This is a genomic window from Kribbella swartbergensis (genome assembly GCF_054784135.1).
Genome location: NZ_BAAGPM010000026.1, coordinates 283,431 through 306,845, shown reverse-complemented (window position 1 = coordinate 306,845; position 23,415 = coordinate 283,431). Strand labels below are relative to the sequence as shown.

At 69.1% G+C, this 23,415-nt stretch carries 22 protein-coding genes; 5 read left to right on the top strand and 17 right to left on the bottom strand.

Going from position 1 to position 23,415, the window contains the following annotated elements; genetic code table 11:
- The first annotated feature begins 78 nt into the window (after window positions 1–78).
- Window positions 79–819: an arginase family protein gene (locus ACYVOK_RS25555; protein ID WP_460665069.1), complete on the top strand. Its 741-nt coding sequence runs from the start codon at window positions 79–81 to the stop codon at window positions 817–819.
- Here ACYVOK_RS25555 and ACYVOK_RS25550 read toward each other — a convergent pair.
- The 4 genes from ACYVOK_RS25550 to ACYVOK_RS25535 are packed head-to-tail and all read right to left on the bottom strand — an operon-like array spanning window position 810 to window position 5,816.
- Window positions 810–1,856, bottom strand: coding sequence for a DUF2332 domain-containing protein (locus ACYVOK_RS25550; RefSeq protein WP_460665068.1), 1,047 nt, complete (start codon window positions 1,854–1,856; stop codon window positions 810–812). The two genes, ACYVOK_RS25555 and ACYVOK_RS25550, sit on opposite strands and share 10 nt — an antisense overlap.
- 10 nt (window positions 1,857–1,866) lie before the next feature.
- Window positions 1,867–4,131 (bottom strand): [protein-PII] uridylyltransferase, encoded by a 2,265-nt coding sequence (locus ACYVOK_RS25545; RefSeq protein ID WP_460665067.1) that lies wholly within the window; start codon window positions 4,129–4,131, stop codon window positions 1,867–1,869.
- The gene (locus ACYVOK_RS25540) at window positions 4,132–4,470 is read right to left on the bottom strand and encodes a P-II family nitrogen regulator (RefSeq protein ID WP_360486332.1); all 339 of its coding nucleotides are present in this window, start codon (window positions 4,468–4,470) and stop codon (window positions 4,132–4,134) included.
- Window positions 4,467–5,816 (bottom strand): ammonium transporter, encoded by a 1,350-nt coding sequence (locus ACYVOK_RS25535; protein ID WP_460665066.1) that lies wholly within the window; start codon window positions 5,814–5,816, stop codon window positions 4,467–4,469. Before ACYVOK_RS25535 ends, ACYVOK_RS25540 begins: the two co-directional genes overlap by 4 nt.
- Window positions 5,817–6,069: 253 nt before the next feature.
- Between ACYVOK_RS25535 and ACYVOK_RS25530 the strand changes: the two genes are divergently transcribed.
- Window positions 6,070–6,714: a TetR/AcrR family transcriptional regulator gene (locus ACYVOK_RS25530; RefSeq protein WP_460665065.1), complete on the top strand. Its 645-nt coding sequence runs from the start codon at window positions 6,070–6,072 to the stop codon at window positions 6,712–6,714.
- Here ACYVOK_RS25530 and ACYVOK_RS25525 read toward each other — a convergent pair.
- The 3 genes from ACYVOK_RS25525 to ACYVOK_RS25515 are packed head-to-tail and all read right to left on the bottom strand — an operon-like array spanning window position 6,670 to window position 9,328.
- A complete protein-coding gene (locus tag ACYVOK_RS25525; RefSeq protein ID WP_460665064.1) occupies window positions 6,670–7,908 on the bottom strand; it encodes a TolB-like translocation protein in 1,239 nt (412 codons plus the stop codon). The two genes, ACYVOK_RS25530 and ACYVOK_RS25525, sit on opposite strands and share 45 nt — an antisense overlap.
- Window positions 7,905–8,357: an RNA polymerase sigma factor gene (locus ACYVOK_RS25520; protein WP_460665063.1), complete on the bottom strand. Its 453-nt coding sequence runs from the start codon at window positions 8,355–8,357 to the stop codon at window positions 7,905–7,907. Before ACYVOK_RS25520 ends, ACYVOK_RS25525 begins: the two co-directional genes overlap by 4 nt.
- Before the next feature lie 26 nt (window positions 8,358–8,383).
- On the bottom strand, window positions 8,384–9,328 hold the full coding sequence (locus ACYVOK_RS25515; protein ID WP_460665062.1) for an NAD(P)/FAD-dependent oxidoreductase: 945 nt from the start codon (window positions 9,326–9,328) through the stop codon (window positions 8,384–8,386).
- A gap of 81 nt (window positions 9,329–9,409) precedes the next feature.
- Between ACYVOK_RS25515 and ACYVOK_RS25510 the strand changes: the two genes are divergently transcribed.
- The gene (locus ACYVOK_RS25510) at window positions 9,410–9,985 is read left to right on the top strand and encodes a helix-turn-helix domain-containing protein (protein WP_460665061.1); all 576 of its coding nucleotides are present in this window, start codon (window positions 9,410–9,412) and stop codon (window positions 9,983–9,985) included.
- 2 nt (window positions 9,986–9,987) lie between these two features.
- Here ACYVOK_RS25510 and ACYVOK_RS25505 read toward each other — a convergent pair whose 3' ends face one another.
- The 8 genes from ACYVOK_RS25505 to ACYVOK_RS25470 all read right to left on the bottom strand — a co-directional run bounded on the left by ACYVOK_RS25505 (window position 9,988) and on the right by ACYVOK_RS25470 (window position 20,200).
- Window positions 9,988–11,199: an RNA polymerase sigma factor gene (locus ACYVOK_RS25505; RefSeq protein WP_460665060.1), complete on the bottom strand. Its 1,212-nt coding sequence runs from the start codon at window positions 11,197–11,199 to the stop codon at window positions 9,988–9,990.
- The gene (locus tag ACYVOK_RS25500; protein WP_460665059.1) at window positions 11,196–11,603 is read right to left on the bottom strand and encodes a YciI family protein; all 408 of its coding nucleotides are present in this window, start codon (window positions 11,601–11,603) and stop codon (window positions 11,196–11,198) included. Before ACYVOK_RS25500 ends, ACYVOK_RS25505 begins: the two co-directional genes overlap by 4 nt.
- 81 nt (window positions 11,604–11,684) lie before the next feature.
- A complete protein-coding gene (locus ACYVOK_RS25495) occupies window positions 11,685–12,986 on the bottom strand; it encodes an NAD(P)/FAD-dependent oxidoreductase (protein WP_460665058.1) in 1,302 nt (433 codons plus the stop codon).
- An 81-nt stretch (window positions 12,987–13,067) separates the two neighbouring features.
- A complete protein-coding gene (gene ftsY / locus ACYVOK_RS25490) occupies window positions 13,068–14,240 on the bottom strand; it encodes a signal recognition particle-docking protein FtsY (RefSeq protein WP_460665057.1) in 1,173 nt (390 codons plus the stop codon).
- Window positions 14,241–14,283: 43 nt separating this feature from the next.
- Window positions 14,284–15,912, bottom strand: a complete 1,629-nt coding sequence (gene cydC, locus ACYVOK_RS25485; protein ID WP_460665056.1) for a thiol reductant ABC exporter subunit CydC — start codon at window positions 15,910–15,912, stop codon at window positions 14,284–14,286.
- 236 nt (window positions 15,913–16,148) lie between these two features.
- Window positions 16,149–17,774: a thiol reductant ABC exporter subunit CydD gene (cydD, locus tag ACYVOK_RS25480; RefSeq protein ID WP_460665055.1), complete on the bottom strand. Its 1,626-nt coding sequence runs from the start codon at window positions 17,772–17,774 to the stop codon at window positions 16,149–16,151.
- Window positions 17,771–18,769 carry a cytochrome d ubiquinol oxidase subunit II gene (gene cydB / locus ACYVOK_RS25475; RefSeq protein ID WP_460665054.1) on the bottom strand — a complete coding sequence of 333 codons (999 nt, stop codon included), beginning with the start codon at window positions 18,767–18,769 and terminating at the stop codon, window positions 17,771–17,773. Before cydB ends, cydD begins: the two co-directional genes overlap by 4 nt.
- 15 nt (window positions 18,770–18,784) lie before the next feature.
- Window positions 18,785–20,200, bottom strand: coding sequence for a cytochrome ubiquinol oxidase subunit I (locus ACYVOK_RS25470; protein ID WP_460665053.1), 1,416 nt, complete (start codon window positions 20,198–20,200; stop codon window positions 18,785–18,787).
- A 78-nt stretch (window positions 20,201–20,278) separates the two neighbouring features.
- On the opposite strand from ACYVOK_RS25470, the gene ACYVOK_RS25465 reads away from it, so the two are divergent.
- Both ACYVOK_RS25465 and ACYVOK_RS25460 read left to right on the top strand, forming a co-directional pair.
- Window positions 20,279–20,665 carry a BlaI/MecI/CopY family transcriptional regulator gene (locus ACYVOK_RS25465; RefSeq protein WP_460665052.1) on the top strand — a complete coding sequence of 129 codons (387 nt, stop codon included), beginning with the start codon at window positions 20,279–20,281 and terminating at the stop codon, window positions 20,663–20,665.
- A complete protein-coding gene (locus ACYVOK_RS25460; RefSeq protein ID WP_460665051.1) occupies window positions 20,662–21,567 on the top strand; it encodes a M56 family metallopeptidase in 906 nt (301 codons plus the stop codon). Before ACYVOK_RS25465 ends, ACYVOK_RS25460 begins: the two co-directional genes overlap by 4 nt.
- Here ACYVOK_RS25460 and ACYVOK_RS25455 read toward each other — a convergent pair.
- Both ACYVOK_RS25455 and ACYVOK_RS25450 read right to left on the bottom strand, forming a co-directional pair.
- Window positions 21,560–22,117 (bottom strand): dihydrofolate reductase family protein, encoded by a 558-nt coding sequence (locus ACYVOK_RS25455; protein WP_460665050.1) that lies wholly within the window; start codon window positions 22,115–22,117, stop codon window positions 21,560–21,562. The genes ACYVOK_RS25460 and ACYVOK_RS25455 overlap by 8 nt on opposite strands.
- A 177-nt stretch (window positions 22,118–22,294) precedes the next feature.
- Window positions 22,295–23,386 (bottom strand): threonine aldolase family protein, encoded by a 1,092-nt coding sequence (locus ACYVOK_RS25450; protein ID WP_460665049.1) that lies wholly within the window; start codon window positions 23,384–23,386, stop codon window positions 22,295–22,297.
- Between the last annotated feature and the right edge of the window lie 29 nt (window positions 23,387–23,415).

The window sequence follows — 23,415 nt, the reverse complement described above, 5'->3', positions numbered from 1 at the left end:
CCGGGGTGTTACAAGTTGGCGGGGGCGGTGCGGGATCAGGGGTTTCTGGGGCGGATCGGGGCCGAGGACGCTGGGTGTGTGACGCCGCCTCGGTACGACCGGGACGGGTGGAAGCCCGGGGACGGGGTCTTCAACGCGGCGGCGATGGCGTCGTACACGGTGAAGCTGGCGGACCGGTTGACGAAGTTGTTCGACCAGGAACGGTTCGTCGTGTTGCTGGGTGGTGAGTGCAGCAACGTGCTCGGCCCGGCGTTGGCGTTGAGGCGGCGCGGGCGGTACGGCGTCGTCTACCTGGACGGCCACTCGGACTTCCGGACGGTCGACAACTCCCCGTCCGTCGGGGCCGCCGGCGGTGAGGCGCTGGCGTTGATCACCGGCCGCGGCCAGGCCGACCTCACCGATCTCGAAGGACTGGGCCCGTACACCCGGGACACCGACGCGGCGCTCCTCGGCATCCGGGAGGACGACGAGTACGTCGGCGACGTCGAGGCGGCCGGGATCCCGGTCTGGCGGGCCCGCGAGATCGCCGAGGACCCCGGCAAGGCGGCGAACGGCGTACGCGACCACCTGCGGGATCTCGACGGATTCTGGGTGCATCTGGACGTCGACATCCTGGACGCCGCGATCATGCCGGCCGTCGACAGTCCCGACCCGGGCGGCATCGACCACGCCCAGCTCGTCGAGCTGCTCCGGCCGTTGCTCGCGGCATCCGAATGCGTGGGCATCGACATCGGCATCTTCGACCCCGACCTGGACCCGGACGGCAAGTACGCCGCCGAACTCACCGACACGCTGGTGGCTGCCCTCGCCTACACCTGATCCCAGACGAGGTCCTGACCGTGCGGCTCGGCGCGGCCGAGGATCCGCCGTACGCCGCCCGGCCACACCTGCAGGTCGACCAGGAAGTCGTACGACCCTCCGGCCGTGCGCCGCAGCGGTTCGAGTCTCAACCGCGCCAACGGCGACGACTCGTCAGCGGTGGCTCCGAGCTCCGCCAACCGCTCCTCGACCGCGGCCCGGTCGTCACGGGTCAGGTACTGCCACATGATCGAGTGCCACAGCACAGTCACGTGCCCGCGTGACAGCTCCAGCCCGCGCACGAAGGAGACCGCGTCCTCCCGCCGTACGTCGGCCGGCACCTCGCGCGCGATCGCCAGCGCGCCGCGCAACCGTGCCAGCCGGGCCGGCATGTCCGGCCACACGTACGACGTCAGCGTGCGCGCACCCTCCTCGGTCAGCGGGTTCACCGGCGCGATGTCGCTGCCGACTCGCTCCGCGATCCGCAGCGCCACGGCCGTCAGCGGCCGTCCGGACCACGCCTCGTCGAAGACCACCGGGCTGTCCGCACGGCCGAAGGACGTCCCGTCGGCCACGTTGTACCGGAAGTGATCCGCCCGCAGGTTGAGCCCGCCACTGGCCCCGATCTCGAACAGCCGCACCGGCAGAGGCACAGCGTCGACCAGCTGCAACAGACCGCCGTACAGCGCGGCAGCACGACCCACCTCGTTCGTCTGCGGCGGCTGGGTCAGCAGCGCCCGCAGCTCGGCGGACCGGGACTGCAGTACCTGCTCGAACGCCTCCCAGCCCAGCACCGGGTCCCACGTCCCACCCACGCTCGGATAGAACGCGGCCAGCTCCGGCACCTCGCCGGCCAGCACCAGCCGGTGCACCGACCCCAGCAACCGCAGTGCGATCGCGTCTCCGAACGGACGGTCCTCGTAGCCGGCCAGTACGGCGCTTGACACCCCACCGACCTCGTAGTCGTCCACGAGGAGCCGGCACAGGTCGGCGTACATCGACGACCCCAGGTTCTCGCAGGCGACCGCTTGGCGTTGAAGAGTCTCTACGACGTGCACACTGCCGACACTAGAAGGTCAAGCGATCCAGAACCGTCTTTGCCGTCGTACGCGCGTCCTCGTCGTCCAGAGGTGAGCCGTGGGTGTCGGTGAGGTAGAAGACGTCCACACACTCCGCTCCCAGCGTGCTGACGTGGGCAGAACGGATGTCAGCGCCAGTCGACGCGATAGCCGAAGTGACGTCGTAGAGAAGGCCTGGACGGTCGTGTGCGCGTACCTGCAGCACCGTGGCCGTCTCCGATGCACCAGGCAACAGGTCCACCCGGCTGGCGACCCGTGCCTGTACTGCGGACGAGTCGCGCGCAGCCAACCGACGTACGAGGTCAGCGTCGTCGCGGAGAGCCACCGCGAGCCGGTCCCGCAACCGCACCGGGTCAGGAGGCGAGCCGGCCACCGTCCACTGTGAGATGCCGAGGCCCTCGACGGACGTGATGACCGCGGACCGTACGGCGAGCCGCTCGACTGCCAGGACAGCCGCAACAGTCGACAGCGTGCCCACCTGATCGGGTACGGCGACGTTGATCCGCAGGTCACCGTGATGGTCGGACACGGTCACACCGAGCCGCCCGACTCCAACTACCTGGTGCAGCGTGGGGACGGGGATCGGTGGAGTCTCGGTCCACATGCTCTCCCCTCCCCCGGACAGCTCGCTGCGCACGCGTCGGCAGAGTTCACCGACCAGCCGCATCCGCCACGGCGAGGAGGCCGCGGGACCGGCTGCCCGCGCGTCGGCGTACGTGAGAGCTTCCAGCAGGTCCAACGTCTCGGTGTTGTGGACGATCCCGGCCACCAGTTCCACGGTCATGGGGTCTTCCAGGTCCCGCCGGGTGGCGACCTGCGCGAGCATCAGGTGCTGCCGGACCAGCAGTGCGATCGTGTCCGCGTCCGACTCGGAGAAACCGATCCGGCGAGCCACTGCCGCGGCGATCACCGCACCTGTGACGCTGTGATCGCCTTCGACCGCCTTACCGAGGTCGTGCAGCAGTGCGGCCACGAGCAGCAGGTCAGGCCGCCGTACGTCGCGGACCATCTTGGAGGCCTCGACGCAGGTCTCCAGCAGGTGCCGATCGACTGTGAACCGGTGGACGGCCGACTGCGGCGGCCGGAACCGCACGCTGTCCCACTCAGGCAGAATCCGCGAGATGTAGCCGGCCTGGTCCAATGCCTCCCAGACCTCGAGCAGGCCGCTGCCAGCACCGAGCAGAGCGCACAACAGCCGCCGCGCCTCCCCCGGCCAAGGCTCAGGAAGAGCCATAGCGCGGTTGGCGAGGCGCGCACAGACAGCAGGCGACAGGACGAGCTCACGGTCCGCGGCAACAGCAGCGGCGCGCAGACCCAGTACGGCGTCCCGCTCCGGGCGCGCGTCCGGCATCAGTACGACTTCACCCTCGTGCTGCCCCACTCCCTCGTCGAGTGCCAGCAGCAACGGTCCCCCCGTGCGTTGACGACGTCGGGACCGTGGCGGACGGGTCATGAGGCTCTCGATCCGCCGCCATGACACGTCGCACACGTGTGCGAGCGTCCGGCCGGTCGAGTACACGTGCCGCAGGAGCTCGTCCCGGCCGTCCATCCCCAGGCCCGCGGCAACCTCTCCAGCCACGTCAGCCACCAGGCGGTCGGTGGCACGCCCTGCAACCGAGTGCAGCTCGTCCCGGATGTCCAGCAGGTCCAGTCGCGCCCGCTCCACCACCGGATGCGGTACGTCGATCAGCCACGACGCCACCAGGGCACGCAGTACGACGGCGTCCCGCAGACCGCCGTACGCCTCCTTGAGGTCGGGCTCGGCAAGGTGTGCGAGCTCGCCGACGTTCGAGGCGCGGTCCTTGCACGCCTGAGCGAGTCCTGGCAGCCGGTCACGAGCCGTACGGCGCCAGTCCGCCATCAGGACGGACCGCAGCTGCAGGGTGAGGTGAGAGTCCCCCGCGACGTGCCGCGCGTCGAGTAGGCCGAGGGCGACCCTGATGTCGTCGGCAGCCGCCTTCCGGGCTTCCTCGACCGTGCGGACGCTGTGGTCCAACTTGGTCCGGGAGTCCCACAGCGGATACCAGATCTGTGCGGCCAGCTCGTCCACCCGTGGGTACCCCTCGGCGTGCACGAGCATCACGTCGAGGTCGCTGTACGGCGACAGCTCCTCCCGGCCGTAGCCGCCGACCGCGACCAGCGCGACGCCCTCGGTGGGCACACCGAGGGCGTCACAGGCTTTCGAGAGGAGCAGGTACAGCAGCGCGTCGGCCTCTTCGGCACGCCCGCGCCGCTGTTCTGCCCGGTCCACCATCTACAGCGCGTCTCCGTCCAGTTCACCGGTCCGGACCCGGACGATGGTCTCGACCGGGGTCACCCAGACCTTGCCGTCACCGATCTTGCCGGTCTGCGCGGCCTTGACGATGACGTCCACCACGTCCGCGCTGTCGCCGTCCTCGACGACGACCTCGACCCGGACCTTCGGCACCAGGTCGACCTCGTACTCGGCGCCGCGGTAGACCTCGGTGTGGCCCTTCTGCCGGCCGTAGCCGCTCGCCTCGGTCACCGTCATGCCGGTGACGCCGAACGTCTCCAGCGCGGCCCGGACGTCCTCCAGCTTGTGCGGCTTGACCACCGCGGTGATCAGCTTCATGCGTTGGCACCTTCCTTCGAAGCCTCGGTGGTCTCATTGTCGGCCCCTGCCGTGGCCTGCGGCCGGGCGAGGGGGCTGTGGCCGCGCAGACCGGACGCGCCGAGGAAGTCGTACGCCGTCTCCGCGTGCTCGACCTGGTCGACACCGGTGACCTCGTCGTCCTCCTTCAGCCGGAAGCCGATGGTCAGGTCGATGATCTTGCCCAGGGCGAAGGCGACCACGAACGAGTACAGCGCGACGACCACGTTGGCCAGGGCCTGCTTGCCCAGCTGCGAGGCGCCACCGCCGTAGAACAGGCCGTCCACGGCCGACGGCGCGGCCGCCGTACCCAGGAAGCCGATCGCCAGCGAGCCGACCAGACCGCCGACCAGGTGGACGCCGACCACGTCGAGGGAGTCGTCGAAGCCCAGCTTGTACTTCAGCGAGACCGCGAAGGCGCAGATCCCGCCGGCCACGACACCGAGGATGAGCGAGCCGACCGGGGTGAGCGCGCCACAGGCCGGGGTGATCGCGACCAGACCGGCGACCGCACCGGACGCCATGCCCAGCGTGGTGGCCTTGCCGTGCCGGATCCGCTCCACGATCAGCCAGCCGATCACCGCGGCGGCGGTGGCGACCTGGGTGTTCACGAAGGTGACCGCGGCGGTGGTGCCGGCGCTCAGCGCGGAGCCCGCGTTGAAGCCGAACCAGCCGAACCACAGCAGTGCGGCGCCGAGGACGACCAGCGGCAGGCTGTGCGGCCGCATCGGGTCCTTGCGCCAGCCGATCCGCTTGCCGAGCACGATCGCCAGCGCGAGCGCGGCGGCACCGGCGTTCACGTGCACCGCCGTACCACCGGCGAAGTCGATCGCGCCGAGCTTGTCGCCGATCCAGCCGCCGTTGCCGTCGTCGAGGAACCAGACGGAGTGCGCGACCGGGAAGTACACCAGCAGCGTCCAGCCCACGACGAACGCGATCCAGCCACGGAACGTGGCCCGGTCGGCGATGGCACCCGAGATCAGCGCCGGCGTGATGATCGCGAACATCAGCTGGAAGGCGACGAAGGCGAGCGTCGGGATCGTCCCGGTCACCGCCTCGGGGGCGATCAGCCCGGACAGGCCGACTTCGGAGAAGTTGCCGATCACGTGCCCGGTGTCACCACCGAACGTCAGCGAGTAGCCGACCAGCACCCACAACACAGTGACGACGGCGATGGTGATGGCGCTCATCATCATCATGTTCAGCACGCTCTTGACGCGCACCATGCCGCCGTAGAAGAAAGCCAGGCCCGGTGTCATCAGCATCACCAGGGCGGCGCTTACCAAGACCCAGGCGGTATCGCCGGCGTTGATCTCCATCAACGTCATCCCTTCCATCGATCTGGGGGGTGGCCGGCGTCCTCAGTCGGGAGAACTCCACATCGCCGGGGAGCCCGCGCTCAGCCACACCGCACACGGTGTCGGCGCGCCGTTTCAGCCGATCGGTCGATTTGTTTCAAGCATGTGACAAAGCGGGCGTTCAGGTGACATCGACGTGACATCGCCGAAGTTGTGGCACTCTGGCCTGGACCACACGGGTCTGCAGCCGCGCCACTGCACCCGTCCGAGCTGGGGACGCGAAATGGGGACGAACCACGGGGTGAGGCCGCGCCGCGGCAGGCCACGGGACCCGGACGCGGAGCCGAGGATCCGCCGGTACACCGTGCAGCTGCTGCTGGAGCGAGGATTCGACGGAATGACGGTGGACGACGTCGCCGAGGCCGCCGGGGTCGGCAAGGCGACGATCTACCGGCGCTGGGCGAGCAAGGAGCAACTGGCCAACGACGCGCTGGCCGACCTGTTCGACATCGAGATCCCCGATGCCGACACCGGGTCGATCGAGGGCGACCTGCGCCAGGTCTACACCGATGCCCTGGCGTTCGTGAACAGCAAGGAGGGGCTGGCTCTGGTCCGGCTGGCGGTGTCGGAGGCGAACCGGGACGAGCGGTCCGCCGCGATCTACCGCGAGTTCCTGAACCGGCGGATCCAGCTGACCCAGGCCGCGCTGGACCGGGCCCGGGCCCGCGGCGAACCGATCCGGAGCAACGTGGACCCGGTGCTGATGGTGCACTGGCTGGCCGGCGTGTTCGTGATCCGCGCACTGACCGGCGAGCCGATGCCGACGCCGGAGGACGGGGACCGCCTGCTGCAGTTCACCATGCGCTGCATCATCGACGACGGCTCAGGGCCGAAGCCCCGGACCGAAGGCGACGCCGTCGACGTCTAGCTCGGTGACGCGCTGCACCTTGCCGCTCCGGACGTCCCAGGCGAGGATCCAGCCCTGGACCTGGATCAGCGGCTTGTAGTCGTCGTACCAGCCCAGTACGGCGCAGCAGCCCGGCTCCCGGACGTGGGCGGGGTCGGCCGTGCCCGGTGTCGACGGCTCGGTCTCCGCCAGGACGAGCAGGGCGCTGGGCAGTGCCCGCAGCGTGGAGATCGCGGCCACGACCTGGGGCTGAGACGACTTGGTGGGCACCTGCTGGAGGTCGTCGGCGACAAAGAGCCGGGCCGCCATGGTGTACGTCGAGAACGTCTGGCCGACCCAGGTCCGCACCGGCAGCCGCAACTCGCTGTCCACGGTGTACTGGCCGTTGATCATGTACCGGAGCACTGCTCCGCTGTCGATCCGGTACGGCGCTGTGATCGACGCGGGATTCCTGGACGCCGAGACCGGGGTGACTGGTTGCTCGTCGTAGCGACCCTCCCCCACCAGCACGCGATAGGCGACGTTCGGGCCGCTCACCAGGATGCGTTCGCCGTTCGACAGCCAGGACACGCTGCTGACGTCCTGGGAGGGCAGGGCGACGCGGAAGACCTCCGCGGTCGTCACGTCGACGGTGACCAGCGCTCCAGGCTGTGGGAACGCGACGAACCGCCCGTCCGGCGAGATCGCGCCAGAGCTGAGTGGCGATCCAGTCCGGATCGGCAGCAGTTCCAGGTCGGCACGCGCCCACCTCGAGTCGGCACCGAGCAGGAGGGCGTCGTACCGGCCGCTGTGCTCCTGGAGCACCACAGCGGCCAGGTGGTCGATCGGGCTTTCGGCCAGCGGCTCTGCGTCTTCCGGCGGCCGAAGGCGGTCGCCGAGCGGTGTGTGCAGCCTGTCGAGGAACGGCTCGCTGCCCGCCGGAGGTGCTACCCAGTAGTCGATCCCGGCGATCTGTCCGGCTGCCGGGACGTAATCGCGCGGCTGCGTCGGCGTCGTCGGCGGCGGGACAAGCTCGGAACTCCTGGTCCCGTTCACTCCGACTCCTACCGCAGCCACCACAGCGACGACGAGACCGGCCACCAGTCCGATCACGACGCTACGACGCCGACGGCGCCGGGCAGCGAGTCCGCCGACCCAAGCCGAGTCCGCCAGATCGGGCTCGGGCAGAAGGTCCGACGCCTGGTAGAGCAGTGGCTGGATGTCCTCGCGCCTCATCGCGGTTCTCCCGCGTCACGCCAGTCCCCCGCGCCGAGCGCCGTACGGAACCGGCTGAAGGCGGCCAGGCCGTGTGCGTGCACCGTGGCGTGGGACATGTTGAGTAGGTCGGCCACCTCGAACTCGGTGAGTTCCTCGAGGTGCAGCAGCACGAACACGGCCCGCTGCACGGGCGTCAGCTCGGCCAGTGCGCGCTTGACCGGGTCGTCCTCGTCCGGGAACGCCTTCACCCGGTTCCACCGCACCAGAGCCGGTTGGTAGAGCAGCCGCTGGACGTACGCGTCCGGGTCGTCCACCTTGGTCCAGCACAGGGACAGCCGGGTGAAGGCGTGCAGGAGTGCTTCCTCAGCACGTTCGAGGTCGCCGTACACGAGGTACGCCGTACGGAGCCATCTGCCCTGCCGCGCGTCGACATACGAGGCGAAGTCCGGGTCGACCGATTCCTGCATCCACCCTCCCGCCTCTATTCAACGCCTCAACTACTGCGTGCGGCCACCGCCAGACGGGTCTCTTCGGCGATCAGATCCCCGTTGATACCTCCGGCCGCCATCAGACCGGACGCGGCCGCCGGGACGACCGTCGCCCGCGCGTCGGTCACGTTGCCGGCCACGAAGACACCCGGCACGGCCGTGGTGCCCATCGGGTCGGCCGCGACGACGGTGCCGATCTCCAGACCGCCGGACTCCTGTACGACGATCTCCAAGCCCAGGTCGGCCAGGAAGTCCGCACGGGCGCGCAGGCTGGTCTGGACAGCCAAAGCATCGACCGGGATCACCTTGCCGCCTTCCAACCGCACACCTGTCAGCTTGTCGTTCTCCACCTCCAACTGCTCGACTTTCCCATGCACTACAGCGATTCCACGGGCCGCCAGCTGCTCCCACTGTTCATCCGTCGGCTCCGGCGCCGTGTGCAGGAACAGCGTCACCTTGTCACTCAACTGCCGGAACAGCTGTGCCTGGTGCAGGGCCATCTCGGTGGTCGCCAGGATCCCGATCGCCTGATCGCGGATCTCCCAGCCGTGGCAGTACGGGCAGTGCACCACGTCCCGGCCCCACCGCTCGGCCAGGCCACCGACGTCGGGCAGCACATCGGTCAGCCCGGTGGTCACCAGCAGCCGCCGGCCCTGGTACGTCGTACCGTCGGCAAGCTGGACCGTGAACAGTTCGTCCCGGCGGACGGCGACCACGGTGCCGGTGGCGAACTCACCGCCGTACCCGGCGACCTCCTGGCGGCCTATCGCGTACAGCTCGGCGGGCGGGATCCCGTCGCGGGTCAGGAAGTTGTGCACGCCTTCAGCCGGGGCGTTGCGCGGCGTACCGTCGTCGACGACCAGCACGGACCGGCGCGACCGCACCAGCGCCAGCGCACCACTCAGCCCGGCGGCTCCCCCGCCGATCACGATCACGTCGTAGGTCTTCATCTCTCGGACTCCTCTCTCGGTACTCCCGAGAATCCGTGATGGTTATCGTTTTCGACAACTTTCTTTGCCACAATGGCAAACATGGATTCGTTCGAGGACGTACTGGAGGCGGTCGGCCCGCGGCTGCGCAAGCTGCGAGCCGAGCGGAAGACGACGCTGGCCCAGCTGTCCGAGGCCACCGGGATCTCGGTGAGCACGCTGTCCCGACTGGAGTCCGGGCAGCGCCGGCCGACGCTGGAGCTGCTGCTGCCGCTCGCCCGTGCGCACCAGGTGCAGCTGGACGAACTGGTGGACGCGCCGCCGACGGGCGATCCGCGCATCCACGCCAAGCCGATCAAGCATCACGGCGTGGTACACATCCCGCTGTCGCGGCGGCCCGGTGGACTGCAGGCGTTCAAGCAGATCGTGCCGGAGGGCTGGCCGGGCGGTGAGGTGGAGCAGAAGACGCACGAGGGCTACGACTGGGTCTACGTGCTGTCAGGACGGATCCGGCTGGTGCTCGGCGACAAGGACTTCGTGCTGACCGAGGGCGAGGCGGCGGAGTTCGACACCCGGGTGCCGCACTGGTTCGGCAACCCCGGTCCGGGCCCGGCCGAGATGCTCTGCCTGTACGGACCGCAGGGCGAGCGGATGCATGTCCGCGCCCGCACCCGCTGACCTCACTGCGGCTGTCGCGCAGTGCCGGCGGCTGCAGCGGCCTTGGTGGCCAGGTAGTCCCGCTCCGGCTTGCTCGTCGTACGGCGGGCCGCTTCACGGAAGTGGTGTGCTGCAAGCTCGGCGTCGCCGCGCATCTCGTACAGGTGCCCTCGTACAGCGTCCAAGCGGTAGTGACCGGCCAGCTCCTTGTCCAACGACTCCAGGAGCTTCAGCCCGGCGTCGGGGCCTTGGACCATCGCTGCCGCGATGGCTCGGTTCAGCTTGACCATCGGGTTGCCGGAGAGGTTCTCGAGGAGGCCGTACAGTGCGAGGATCTGCGGCCAGTCGGTGTCTTCCGGCCGGTCCACCTCGTCGTGCAGCGCGGCTATCGCGGCCTGGATCTGGTACTCACCGAGTGGCGGCGTACTGAACGCTTCCACTGCCAGAGCGACGCCTTCGGTGATGTAGTCCTTGTTCCACAGCGTTCGGTCCTGCTCTGCCAGCGGAATCAGCTCTCCCGCTTTACCAGTGCGTGCTGCACGGCGTGCGTCGTTGAGGAGCATCAACGCGAGCAGTCCGGTCACCTGACCGTCGTCAGGAAGCAAGGCGTGCACAGTGCGGGTCAGGCGGATCGCCTCACCGGACAGGTCGCTGCGGTGCAGTTCTGGACCGCTGGTGCTCGTGTAGCCCTCGTTGAACATCAGGTAGAGCACGTGCAAGACGTTCCGCAGCCGCTCCTCGCTGGCGTCCAGTTCGAAGGCCGCACCCTTGAGCCGTTGCTTGGCCCGGCTGATCCGCTGCGCCATCGTGGCCTCGGGCACCAGGTAGGCGCTGGCGATCTCCGCCGTGGTGAGACCGCCGACGGCCCGCAGCGTCAATGCGATCGCGGACGCGGGCGTCAGCGCCGGATGACAGCAGAGGAAGAGCAGGCGCAGCGTGTCGTCCTGCTCCTCGACGTCCTCCGGCGGCACGTCCCGCAGCGCGGCACGCTCCTCGCGGCGTCGCCGCGCCTGCTGCTGCCTCACCTCGTCGATCAGCCGGCGCGACGCCGTCTGGATCAGCCACGCCTTCGGCTTGTCCGGAGTACCGTCCCGCGGCCACGTGGTCGCGGCCGCCAGCAGGGCCTCCTGTACGGCGTCCTCGGCCGCGGCGAAGTCGCCGGACCACCGCACGACCGCGCCGAGGACCTGCGGCGTCAGCTCACGCAGCAGGTCCTCGATGCTCTGGCCGGTCACACGTCGTAGAGGTCGGAGTCCGAGTCCATCACCCGGCGGACCTCGATGGGCTGCTCGGTCGGGACACCACCCGGGCCAGGCACCATGGACAGCTCGGCCGCGATCTCGATCGCCCGCTCCTCGGACTCGACGTCGATCATCTCGTAGCCGGCCAGCACCTCCTTGGACTCGGCGTACGGGCCGTCGGTCAGCACCGGCGCGTTCACGCTGGCCGCACGGACCACCTTCGCGTGCTTGGCCCACGTCAGCGCCTGTGCCTCGACCAGCTCGCCGCTCTCCCGCAGCCGTTCGAGGTGGTCGTTCAGGTACTGCATGTGCGCCTTCATGTCGGGCTCGTCCCACTCCAGCATCGGCGTGTCGACGTTCCCGCCGTCATAGTTCACCAGCAGCAAGAACCTGGTCATCTCATCTCCTCCTCCGGGCCCCATCCTGGGGCCTTCTCACCCGGAGGGCGAGACCGGCGCGCGGTTCTCTACGTTCTGGTGTCAGTGTCTTCTGGTCCGCTCCGGGCTCGCTGTCTCGAGAGGTACGTCGGCCGCGGGGATGACACCGAGCTGAGTGGTCTGGCGCCGCAGCACTGCGTCGTACAACCAGTCGGTGGCCGTGCGGAGGCGGTTACCGGGCATGGAGAGCAGGTGATAGCCCCGGGTCACCGCCTTCGCCGGGAGGCCGGAGAGCGGGATCTGCAGCGGGTTGGCGGCTGCCTGGGTACCGCCGAGGTCGACGACGAACCCGAGGTCGTGGTGCACGTACGGCTGCCGCTCACCCGTCCCGAAGCCGGCCGCGACGTTCTTGGCAGCCCGTTTGCCCTGACGCTCGGCGTGCTGCGCTGTCATCGGTGTGAGCTCGCCTGGCCTGGTCAGGTCCGGCACAGCAGCCGCGTCACCACAGGCGAACACATCGGGGTGGTCCGGCACGTTCAGGTACTCGTCGACGAGCAGACGGCCCTTCTCCGTCTTCAGGCCCAGTCCGTCGACCATGGGATCCGGTCGTACGCCGACGCACCAGATGAGCGAGTGTGTCGGGACGAACGACTTGTCGGTGAGTCGTACGCCGTCGTGCATGGCCTCCTCGACCGATGTGCCCATGAGTACGTCGACACCGCGCTCACGCAGTACCTTGTCCGCCGTACGCGACAACCGCTCGTCCAACTCGGGCAGAACCCGGTCCGCGATGTCCAGGAGCATCCAGCGCATCCGCTGGTGGCGTAGGCGTGGCCGGCGCTTCTTGAGCAGCTCTGTGTAGAGCACACCGTGCGCAGCGACCTCTGTGCCCGTGTAGCCGGCTCCCACGACGACGAAGGTGCAGAGCGCGTTCCGCTCCGCAGGATTGTCGGTGGCGTCGGCCAGCTCGATCTGCTGGGTCAGGTGGTCACGGAGGAAGACGGCCTCGGGAATGCCGCGGAAGCCGTGTGCGTACTCGGTCACGCCGGGAATCGGCAGGAGCTTGTTCACACTGCCGGCGGCGATGATGAGCCGGTCGTACCGGATCTCCTCGCGTCTGTCCCGAGGATCGACGTACTGCACCTTCCTGCGATCGAGGTCGAGCCCGTCCACCTCACCGAGGACCAGGCGTACGTCGGGCAGGGTGTCGGCGATCGACACGGTCAACCGCCGTGGCTCGACGATCCCGGTCGCCACCTCGGGCAGCAACGGCACGTACAGGAAGTAGTCCGTCGGGTTGACCACCACGATGTCGGCCCGCCCACGGGCCAGCCGGCACAGCGTCTTCGCCCCGTTGTAGCCCGCGAAGCCGGCCCCGACGATGACGATCCTCGGTCGATTCATTCCTCCTGGGTACCAGATTCCGCCCAGGCCACACGAGAGCGCAGGCCGAACCCGAGCTCGAGAGCTCAGCCCGGAGCGGACTCAGTCGAGCAGGGCGTCGACGAACTGCTCGGGATCGAACGGCGCCAGGTCGTCCGCCCCCTCGCCGAGACCCACCAGCTTCACCGGGACGCCGAGCTCGCGCTGCACCGCGATCACGATGCCGCCCTTCGCCGTACCGTCGAGCTTGGTCAGCACCAGACCGGTGACGTTGATGACCTCGGCGAACACCCTGGCCTGGGTGAGACCGTTCTGCCCTGTGGTGGCGTCGATGACGAGCAGCACCTCGTCCACCTCGGCCGACTTCTCGATGACCCGCTTCACCTTGCCGAGCTCGTCCATCAGGCCGGTCTTGGTGTGCAGCCGGCCGGCGGTGTCGACGATGACGACGTCCGCCTCCTCCTCGATGCCCTGCTTGACCGAGTCGAACGCGATGCTGGCCGGGTCGCCACCCTCGGGCCCGCGGACGGTCCGCACGCCGACCCGCTCTCCCCAGGTCTGCAGCTGGTCCGCGGCCGCCGCCCGGAACGTGTCCGCCGCACCCAGTACGACGTGCTTGTCCTCGGCAACCAGGACCCGCGCCAACTTGCCGACGGTGGTGGTCTTGCCGGTGCCGTTCACGCCGACCACCATCACCACGGCCGGCTGGCCGTCCTTGCGGGTGACCTTCAGCGACCGGTCCAGCGACGGGTTGACCAGCTCGATCAGCTCCTCGCGGAGGATCTGCCGGGCCTGGTCGCCGCCGACGCCCTCGACCCGCATCCGGGTCCGCAGCCGTTCGACCAGCTCCTGGGTCGGGGTCACGCCGACGTCAGCGGTGATCAGGGTGGTCTCGATGTCCTCCCACGCCTCTTCGTCCAGCTTGTCCCGCGAGAGCAGGGCGAGCAGGCCCTTGCCCAGCGAGCCCTGCGACCGCGCCAGCCGCGCCCGCAGCCGTACCAGCCGGCCCTGGGCCGACTCCGGCTTCTCGATGGTCGAGACCGGCTCCTCGGGGAGCTCGGTGTCCTCCAGCGTCCGGGTCGGCGTGTCCCGCGGCTCTTCCGCATCCTCCCCGACCTTCGGCTCCGCGGTCTCCAGCGGCGCCGGCGGGGTGGACGGCGGCAGTTCGGTCCTGCGACGCCGGGTCACGACCAGTCCGGCCGTACCGGCGACCACGACCACAACAGCCACGATGATGGCGATCAGAACCGAGTCTGCGAGCAGAGGAGTCAACACGGTTCCCCATCTTGACAGACGCCCGGCCCGCTCCCCGCATCCGTCACGTCAGGCGCACCACCTGTCGCGTTACGTGAGGAGGAACCAGTTCGGGCCGATGGGTGAGGAGGACGACGGTACGGCGACCGGCCGCGGCGAAGAGGTCCTCGAGCAACGCCCGGCCGGTCTCCTCGTCCAGGTGCTCGGTCGGCTCGTCGAGCACGAGTACGTCGCGATCGGCGAGGAGCAGCCGGGCGAACGCGAGCCGCTGCCGCTCACCGCCCGACAGGCGCGCACCGTGCTCACCGACCATGGTGTCGAGCCCGTCCGGCAGCTTCTCCACGAAAACCCCGAGCCGAGCCCGGTACAGCGCCTTCCACAGCTGCAGGTCGCTCGCACCCGGTTTCGCGAGCAGGAGGTTCTCCCGGATGCTCGTGTCGAACACGTGACTCTCCTGCGTCAACAGCCCGACCACGGACCGCACCTGGTCGCCCTCGAGTCTTGCCAGGTCAACACCGTCGAGCAGTACCTGACCGGCTCGCGGCTCGAGGAATCGCAGCAGCACCGCCGCCAGGGTGCTCTTGCCCGAGCCACTCGGCCCAGTGATCACCACTCGGCTCCCGGCCGGCATGTCCAGGCTCAAGCCGTCCAGTACGTCGTCGTCGCCGTACCCGACCCGTAGGAGGTTCACCTGCAGGTCGCGGCCGCTCGGCAACGGCTGTGGGGTGGCCGGCTCGGTCACGGGCTCGGGGCTGTCCAGTAGCTCTTGCACGCGTCCAAGTGAGGAGCGCACGCGGATGGCGAGCTGTGCGGCGGCTGGAATGCCTCCAAGTACGTCGGCGAGTGCGAGCGGCGTCAGGACGAGTACTGCGAACACCGCGCCGGTTATGTCCGCCGTACTGCCGAGGACCAGCCCAGCCACGCTTGCACCGCCGACGCACAGCATGAGCAACGCACTGCCGAGTCCCGCGCTCCACGCCGACCGCCGCTCGGCTGCGGCGAGCTTCGCGTCAGTCGCGCTGAAGGACCTGAGTACGTCGTCGACGGCGTTGAACGCGAGCACATCGCCGGCGGTGAGCAGAGTCTCGGTGGCTGCGGCCGCGACCTCGCCGCGAGAGCCTGCGATCTTCCGCTCGGCTCTCGCGGCGGTTTGGGCAGTCAGCCACGGTACGACGGTGCAGGCGATGAGGACCGCCAGTGCTACCGCGGCTCCTGCTGCCGGCAGCAGAAGCGCTAGGAGGGCCACCGTCGCGGTTGCGGTGACTGCGGCGACTGCGACGGGCAGCAGGACTCTCAGCCAGAGGTCGAGGACTGCGTCGACGTCGAGCACGAGTCGCGCCAGCAGGTCACCTTTGCGTCGTGAGCTGAGTCCTCCCGGTGCCAGCTTCTCCAGCCGGCCGGTGATACGTGCCCGGGTCTCACCCAGCACCCGGTACGCCGCGTCGTGCCCTATGAGCCGCTCGACGTACCGGAACACGCCCCGGCCGACGCCGAACGCCCGTACCGCCACGATCGGCACCATCAGGAGCAGCACCGGCGGCTGAGCCGCCGCAGCGGTAATCAACCAAGCCGAGGTAGCCAACAACGCCACCGCCGACCCCGCCGCAGCAACCCCCAACACCAACGCCACCAACAACCGCCCCCACACACCCCCCTCAGGCCGAACCAACCCCCAAACCCCCAACCCACCCACCACCCCACGTACATCGGCCCCGCCAACACCCCCACGTCCGACCAACCCACCCTCGCCCCCGCCCGCGCCCGCCCCACCAACCACGCCCCGTGCCTCCAACCCACCAACCACGCGGCGCGCGTCCAAGCCGCCGGCCGCGCCGCGTGGGGCTGACCCACCGACGGCGCCGTGGGGGGCAGGCCGGCCGACGGCGCCGTGGGGGTCCGGTCCGCCGACCGCGTCGGTGGTTGTTGTGTTCATGCGTTCACCAGTTGTCGGGGGGTTACGAGGACTGTTCGGTCTGCGGCGGCGATGAGGGCGGGGCGGTGGGCGATCATCAGAACTGTCCGGCCGCTGGATCGCAGACCCGCGACGACGGCCGCTTCCGCATCCGCGTCCAGCCCCGCCGTCGGCTCGTCCAGCAGCAGTACCGGGGCGTCCGTGATCAGCGCCCGCGCCAGCGCCACCCGCCGTTGCTGTCCGCCCGAGAGCAACTGCCCCTGCTCCCCCACCGGCTTGTCGAGGTTGAGCTCACCTGCCCCGGCCCGAAGCAGCGCCACCCGTACGTCGTCGTCCGACGCACCCGGGCAGCCCATCCGCACGTTCTCCGCGACCGTGCCCATCCGCAGCCCCGGCCGCTGTGGCACCCACGCGAACTGCCGCCGCCACACCGCCGGGTCGAACTCGTCGGCCGCACTCCCCCCGGCAATCACCACACCGCGCTCCGGCTCGACAAAGCCGAGCAGCACGGCCAGCACGGTCGACTTCCCGGCACCACTCGGCCCGGTGAGTGCCACGACCTCGCCTGGCCTGACGTCGAGATCGAAGCTGTCCAGTGCCGGCTCGTCGCGACCCGGGTACCGCACTGTCACGTCGTACAGGTGGAGCGAGTTCTCCCGGAGGTCCGGTACATCGGTGCGGTCGCCACGCTCGGGTAGCGGCGTCTCCAGCACACGGAACACTTCCTCACTGGCAGCAACGCCGTCGGCGCTGGCGTGGAAGTGCATGCCTACCTGCCGCAGCGGCAGGTAGGCCTCAGGGGCGAGGATCAGCACCATCAACGCCGTCTCGAGGCCGAGCCTGCCTTCGACCAGCCGAAGCCCGACCCCGACCGCGACCAACGCGACCGAGATACTGGCCAGCAGTTCCAGCGCCAGCGACGACAGGAACGCCAGCCGCAGACTGCTCATCGACGCCACCCGGTGCCTGTCGGTCACCCGTCGTACTGCGGACTCCTGAGCCGTGGCCCGACCGAACAGTTTCAGCGTGGGCAGACCGGCAACCACATCCGCGAAGTGGTGTGCCAGAACGGACAAGGCGCGCTGGCGACGCCTGCTGTGTGCTTGGGTCGCCCAGCCGATCAGCGCCATGAAGATCGGGATCAGCGGCAGCGTGACGACTACAGTCCCCGCGGCGATCAGGTCGCCGGTGGCCATCCAGCCGACGACGCCGGCGGGAACTGTTGCTGCCAGCACCAATTGCGGGAGGTAGCGGGCGAAGTACGGGTCCAGGTCGTCGAGACCCTTGGTGAGCAGCGTCGTCAACGCGCTGCTGCGCTCGCCGCTCAGCCAGACCGGTCCCAGCTTCAGCGAGTGCTCCAGCACCTGCCGCCGCAACGTCGACTTGACGGCGGCTGCCGCCCGCTGTGCAACCACCTCCTGTCCCCACACGAGCAGCGCCCGCCCCACCACGACGGCGCCCAGCGCCCAGGCCACACCTGTGATCGGATCACCGTGCAGCACGACACCGGAGATCCCGCGTGCCAGCAGGACGGCTTGCACGATGATCAGCAGCCCGCTGGCGACGCCGATGACCACCGACGCGGCCAGAAAGACCCGAGCAGCACGCGCCCTGCGCAGCAACCGCGGGTCGAGCGGCTTCATGAGACCGCAACCGGCTCGACGGTGACGCGCTTCCGGAACACCCAGTAGGTCCAGCCCTGGTACAGCAGCACCATCGGCGTGAAGATCGCGGCAATGATCGTCAAGATCTTCAACGTGTACGGCGTTGACGCGGCATCAACTGTTGTCAATGTTGATCCGGGATCAAGTGTTGACGGCATCACGGCCGGGAACATCGCCACGAACAGCGAGGTCACTGCCAGCCCGACCGCGAACGTCGTACCGACGAAAGCCCAGCCCTCGCGACGGACCCGGTTCGCGACCAGTCCGCCGGCGAGCGCCAGCACCGCCAAGGCCGCGACGACCACCGACCCGGCGTCCCCGCGGACCGTCTGCGTCCACCAGAGGAACGCGATCACCAGAACGGCAGCGGCGACACCGGCACGGGAAGCCAGCCGGTTGGCGCGGGCGCGGAGGTCATCCGTCGTCCGAAGCGCCAGGAAGATCGCGCCATGGGCGACGAAGACCGCGGTGAAGGCGAGCGCCCCGAGCAGGGCGAACGGGCTCAACAGGTCGCCGAGGCCGCCGACGTACTCGAAAGAATTGTCCAGCGGCACGCCGCGGACCAGGTTCGCGAACGTCAGTCCCCACAGGAACGCGGGCACGACCGACCCGATCGTGATCAACGTGTCCATCCGCCCACGCCAGCTCGAGTCGTCACGCTTCCCGCGGTACTCCAGCGCGACCCCGCGCAGGATCAGCGACACCAGGATCGCGAACAGCGGCAGGTAGAACCCGCTGAACAGCGTCGCGTACCACTCCGGGAACGCGGCGAACGTCGCCCCGCCGGCCACGATCAGCCACACCTCGTTGCCGTCCCAGACCGGCCCGATCGTGGTGATCACCGCCCGCCGCTCGGGCTCGTTGCGGCCGAGCACGCGCAGCAGCATGCCGACGCCGAAGTCGAACCCCTCCAGCACGAAGTACCCGATCCACAGCCCGGCGATGGCGATGAACCAGACCGTCGTGAGTTCCATCTCTCCCCAGCCCTCTCAGTAGGCGAACGACAGCGGCTTCTGCTCGGGCGCGTCGTCGGGCGGATCGTCGTGCCCGGCCGTCCCGTCGGTCCCGGCCAGTCCGCCCCGGATGGTGCGGAACATCAGCTTCACCTCGACCACGGCGAGTACGCCGTACAGCACGGTGAACCCGGCCAGTGACGTGATCACCTCGCCGCTGGTCGTCCCGGGCGACACACCCGATGCCGTCGGCAGCAGTCCGAACACCAGCCAAGGCTGCCGCCCGGTCTCGGTGAAGATCCAGCCGAAGCAGTTCGCCGCCAGCGGCAGCAGCGGCAGCGGGATCGCCAGCCAGACCCACCGGCGGTTCGGCGCCCGGCCCCGGCGGGTCGTCCACAGCAGCCACAGCGCGATCGCCGCGGACGCCATCCCGACCCCGATCATCAGCCGGAAGGTCCAGTAGGTCAGCGGGATGTTCGGTTTGTACGAGCCCGGCCCGTACAGCTGTTCGTACGCCTCCTGCAGCGAGTTGATCCCCTTCACCTCGCCGTCGAAGTGCCCGGTCGACAGGAACGACAGCAGGTACGGCACCTTGATCGAGAAGATCTCCCGCGACCCGTCCAGCGTGCCGACGGTGAACACCGAGAACGACGCCGGCTTCTCCGTCTCGTACAGCGCCTCGGCGGCGGCCATCTTCATCGGCTGCACCTCGGTCATCACCTTGCCCTGCTGGTCCCCGCTGATCGCGACCCCGGCACCGGCCGCGATCACGATCACCGCGCCGAGCTTGAGCGCCGTCCGGAACACGTCGGTGTCGACGTCCGGGCGCCGTACCAGGTGCCAGATCGCCACCCCGGCGACGAACGCGCCGCCGACCATGAAGGCGGCGAAGATCGTGTGCGGGTAGGTGACGAGCACGACCTTGTTGGTCAGCACCGCCCACAGATCGGTCAGCTCGGCCCGGCCGCGTTCGGCGTTGTAGCGGAAGCCGACCGGGTTCTGCATCCAGGAGTTGGCCGCCAGGATGAAGTACGCCGACAGCTGGGTGCCGAGCACCACCATCCAGATGCAGGCCAGGTGGACCAGCTTCGGCAACCGGTCCCAGCCGAACATCCACAACCCGATGAACGTCGACTCGAGGAAGAACGCGAGCAGCCCCTCCAGCGCCAGCGGGGCGCCGAACACGTCACCGACGAACCGCGAGTAGTCGCTCCAGTTCATCCCGAACTGGAACTCCTGGACGATGCCGGTGACGACACCCATCGCGATGTTGATCAGGAACAGCTTCCCGTAGAACTTGGTCAGCCGCAGGTACTTCTCCTTGCCGGTCCGGTACCACGCGGTCTGCAACCCGGCGGTGATCGCGACCAGCGAGATCGTCACCGGGACGAAGAAGAAGTGGTACACGGTGGTGACGGCGAACTGCCATCGCGCCAGATCCAGGGTGTCCACGTGCCGGCCTCTCCATCTACGACGTTACGTAGTAGATGGTAGCGCGGATCTACTACGACGTGTAGTTATACTGGTCACGTGGCGATCGACGAGAAGGCACCGCGTCCGCTGGGCGACCTGGAGCGGCTGGTGATGGAGCAGCTGTGGGCGTCCCCCGGCGCGCTGACCGTCCGCGAGGTGCACGAGCAACTGGCAACCACCCGCGAACTCGCCTACACGACCGTGATGACGGTCCTGGACCGGCTGGCCAAGAAGAAGCTGACCGAGCGGGAGCGCGACGGGAAGGCCTGGCGCTACCGGGCCGCCGCCCCCCGCGAGGAGCTGGCCGCCGATCTGATGCGGGACGCCCTCGACCGCGCGGGCGACCGTCGCGAGGCCCTGGTCCGCTTCGTCGGCCAGGTCAGCGACGAGGAGGCCGCGCTCCTGCGCGAGGCTCTGGCTCGGCTGGAGGAGCGGGACGGGTGATCACCCCGGTCCTGCTCGCCGCACTGGCCCTGGTGCTGACCGGACCGGCACCTGCACTGCTGGCCCGCTCCACCTGGCCCTACCGGATCCCCCGGGCTGCTGTGGCGCTCTGGCAAGCGATAGCCCTCGCGGCCGTCCTGGCAGCACTCGGCGCGGGCGTAGCACTGTCCTACTCCACCGCCGGCCAGCCGGGTGAGCCGCGGTTCGACCCGTCGTCCGGCAGGGACCTCCTCGCCGCTGCCATCCTCGCCTTGACCGCACTGGTCCTGGTGAGGCTCCTGTGGGCCGCGGGACGAGTGGCGGTCGGTACTAGGGCACGCCGGAAGCGGCACCGCGACCTCGTCGACGTACTGGCGACACCGGATGGCCTCATCCCCGGCCTACGGGTCCTGTCCGAGGAGACGCCGCTCGCGTACTGCCTGCCCTCGCTTCGCGGTTCACGGGTCGTCGTCTCGGTCGGAGCCCTCGAGCGACTCGATGAGAGTGAACTACGCGCCGTACTGGCGCATGAGCAAGCGCATCTACGCGCCCGGCATGACCTGGTGCTGGAGGCCTTCACCGCGCTGCACGAAGCCTTCCCGCGCTGGGTGCGCAGTGAGGTCGCCCTGGAGCAGGCACGCACGCTGGTCGAGTTGCTGGCGGACGACGACGCCCGCCGCCGCAACGGCCCTCGCCCACTGGCGCGTGCACTCGTCGCACTGGCCGGCGCACCGGCTCCAGAGGCGGGACTGGCCGCGGCCAAGTCAGCCACCGTGCTGCGTGTCCAGCGGCTGGCTGACCCCGAGCCCCGCTACCCCTTGCTCTCGGCAGGGACGTACGCCGTTGCCGCCGGACTGCTGATCCTGCCGACGTTCACCGTCGCGGCACCGATCGTGAAGGCGATCGTCGACGCGGTCAGCTAGCCATGCCGTAGCGCAGCAGAGCGCCGCCCTGCGACCACGGCCTGGCCTCGATCAGCTCCAGCCCGACCGGTGAACCGCCGCTGGGGAACGCGCTCCTGCCCGCACCCAGCAGCACCGGGCAGATCCGCAGCTGCACCTCGTCGACCAGACCGGCGTGCAGCAGCGAGTGGAACAACGTGATGCTGCCCCACAGGATGATGTCCCTGCCGGCCTCGGCCTTCAGCTCTCGCACCTGGTCGATGTCGCGGAGCACCAGACCGGGTTCGTACGAACCCCACGGCGCGCTGTCGAGGGTCGTCGACACGACCACCAGGCGCAAGGCGTTGAGCTTGGGCGCGAGCACCTCGTCGGCCGACGCCTCCGTCGGCCAGAAGGCCGCGAACAGCCGGTACGTCTCGGCCCCGAGCAGCATGGTGTCGATGCCGTCGAGCAAGGCCAGGTTGTCGGCATCCACGTCGTCGCCGATCGTTTCGAAGAACTCCAGCCCACCATCCGGATCGGCGGCGTACCCGTCGAGTGTCACGTACTCCTGGAAGATCAACCGTCTCATCCAGGCACGGTACCGAACCTTTCCGCTGCGGTGACTACCCGAAATGCTTCCCTTCCCCCCGAGCGACCGCCAGCAGCACGAGCCCCGACAGAACCAGCAGAACAACCATGGTGACAACGAATGTCAGCACATCTCTCCCCGTATCCCCACACCAACCTCACTGCTGGTGCTACGAGCTCATTGTTCCAGAAGTTCCCCGTAGGCTTTGGCCACTTCGTCCACCTGCCAGTCCAACGTGTTCGGAGTCACCACGAGCTCCACCCACGACCAGCCCGGTACGTCGGCCGGCTGCCACGGCTGGCAGATCGCCTCCCGTGTCCGTTCCATCCGCTCGATCGCGGCCCGGTCGATCGCCTCCGCCGCCCGGGGCGCGTAGACGCGGAACGAGTTGGTGTGCGGCGGCTCCGGGAACACCCGGAAGCCCTCGCTCTGCAAGGCCATCGAGAGCTCGACCGCCCGCTCGTACAGGTCGCCCATGAGCGGCAGTACAGTCTTGAGTCCTTCGCGGGCGGACACGGCGTACGGGAACAGCGTGAAGAGGTTGCCGCCCAGCCGCCGCTGCCAACGCCGTACCTCTGTGATCACGTCCTCCGGCCCGGCCAGCGCAGCACCGCTCAGACCGCCCAGCACCTTGTAGAAGGACACGTAGACGCTCGAAGCCAGTGCAGCGATCTCTGCGAGGGTGTGGTCTAGGTACGGCGTGCTCTCCCACAACCGGGCGCCGTCAAGATGCAGTCGTACGCCGCGCTCCGCACACGACTCCGCGAACACGACCAGCTCGTCCCACGTCGGCAGGACGAACCCGGCCTCCCGCAACGGCAGCTCGAGCGTCACCGCGGCCAGCTTCCCCGGGATGGCGGTCAACTCGTCCGGTCGCGGCTGCCGCGGCTCTGACGTCAGCCGCTCGACCCGGAGCCCGTGTACTTCCTCCAGCGCGTTCAGCTCATGGACGAGGAGGTGGGCCAGGCCGTGCACCGCTACCCGGCTGGTGCCTGCGCGGTCGGCGTACACCCGCAGGACGCTCTGCTGGGCCATGATCCCCGTTGGCATGAACACAGCCGCAGGCTTGCCAAGGAGCTCGGCCACCTCCTGCTCCAACGCGGCAACGTCTCCACCGCTGCCGTACACGTCGGGCTTGTCCTCCCCAGCGACCTCAGCGAGTCGCTGCAACCTCTCTGGCACCGGCAGCCTGGGCATGGACAGCCAGCGCTCACAGTTGTCAGCCGCAGCCTGACGGCGGGCCCGAAGGTCGTCGGAGGTAGTAGCCACACCCCCATCCTCTCAGGCGGACCCGCACG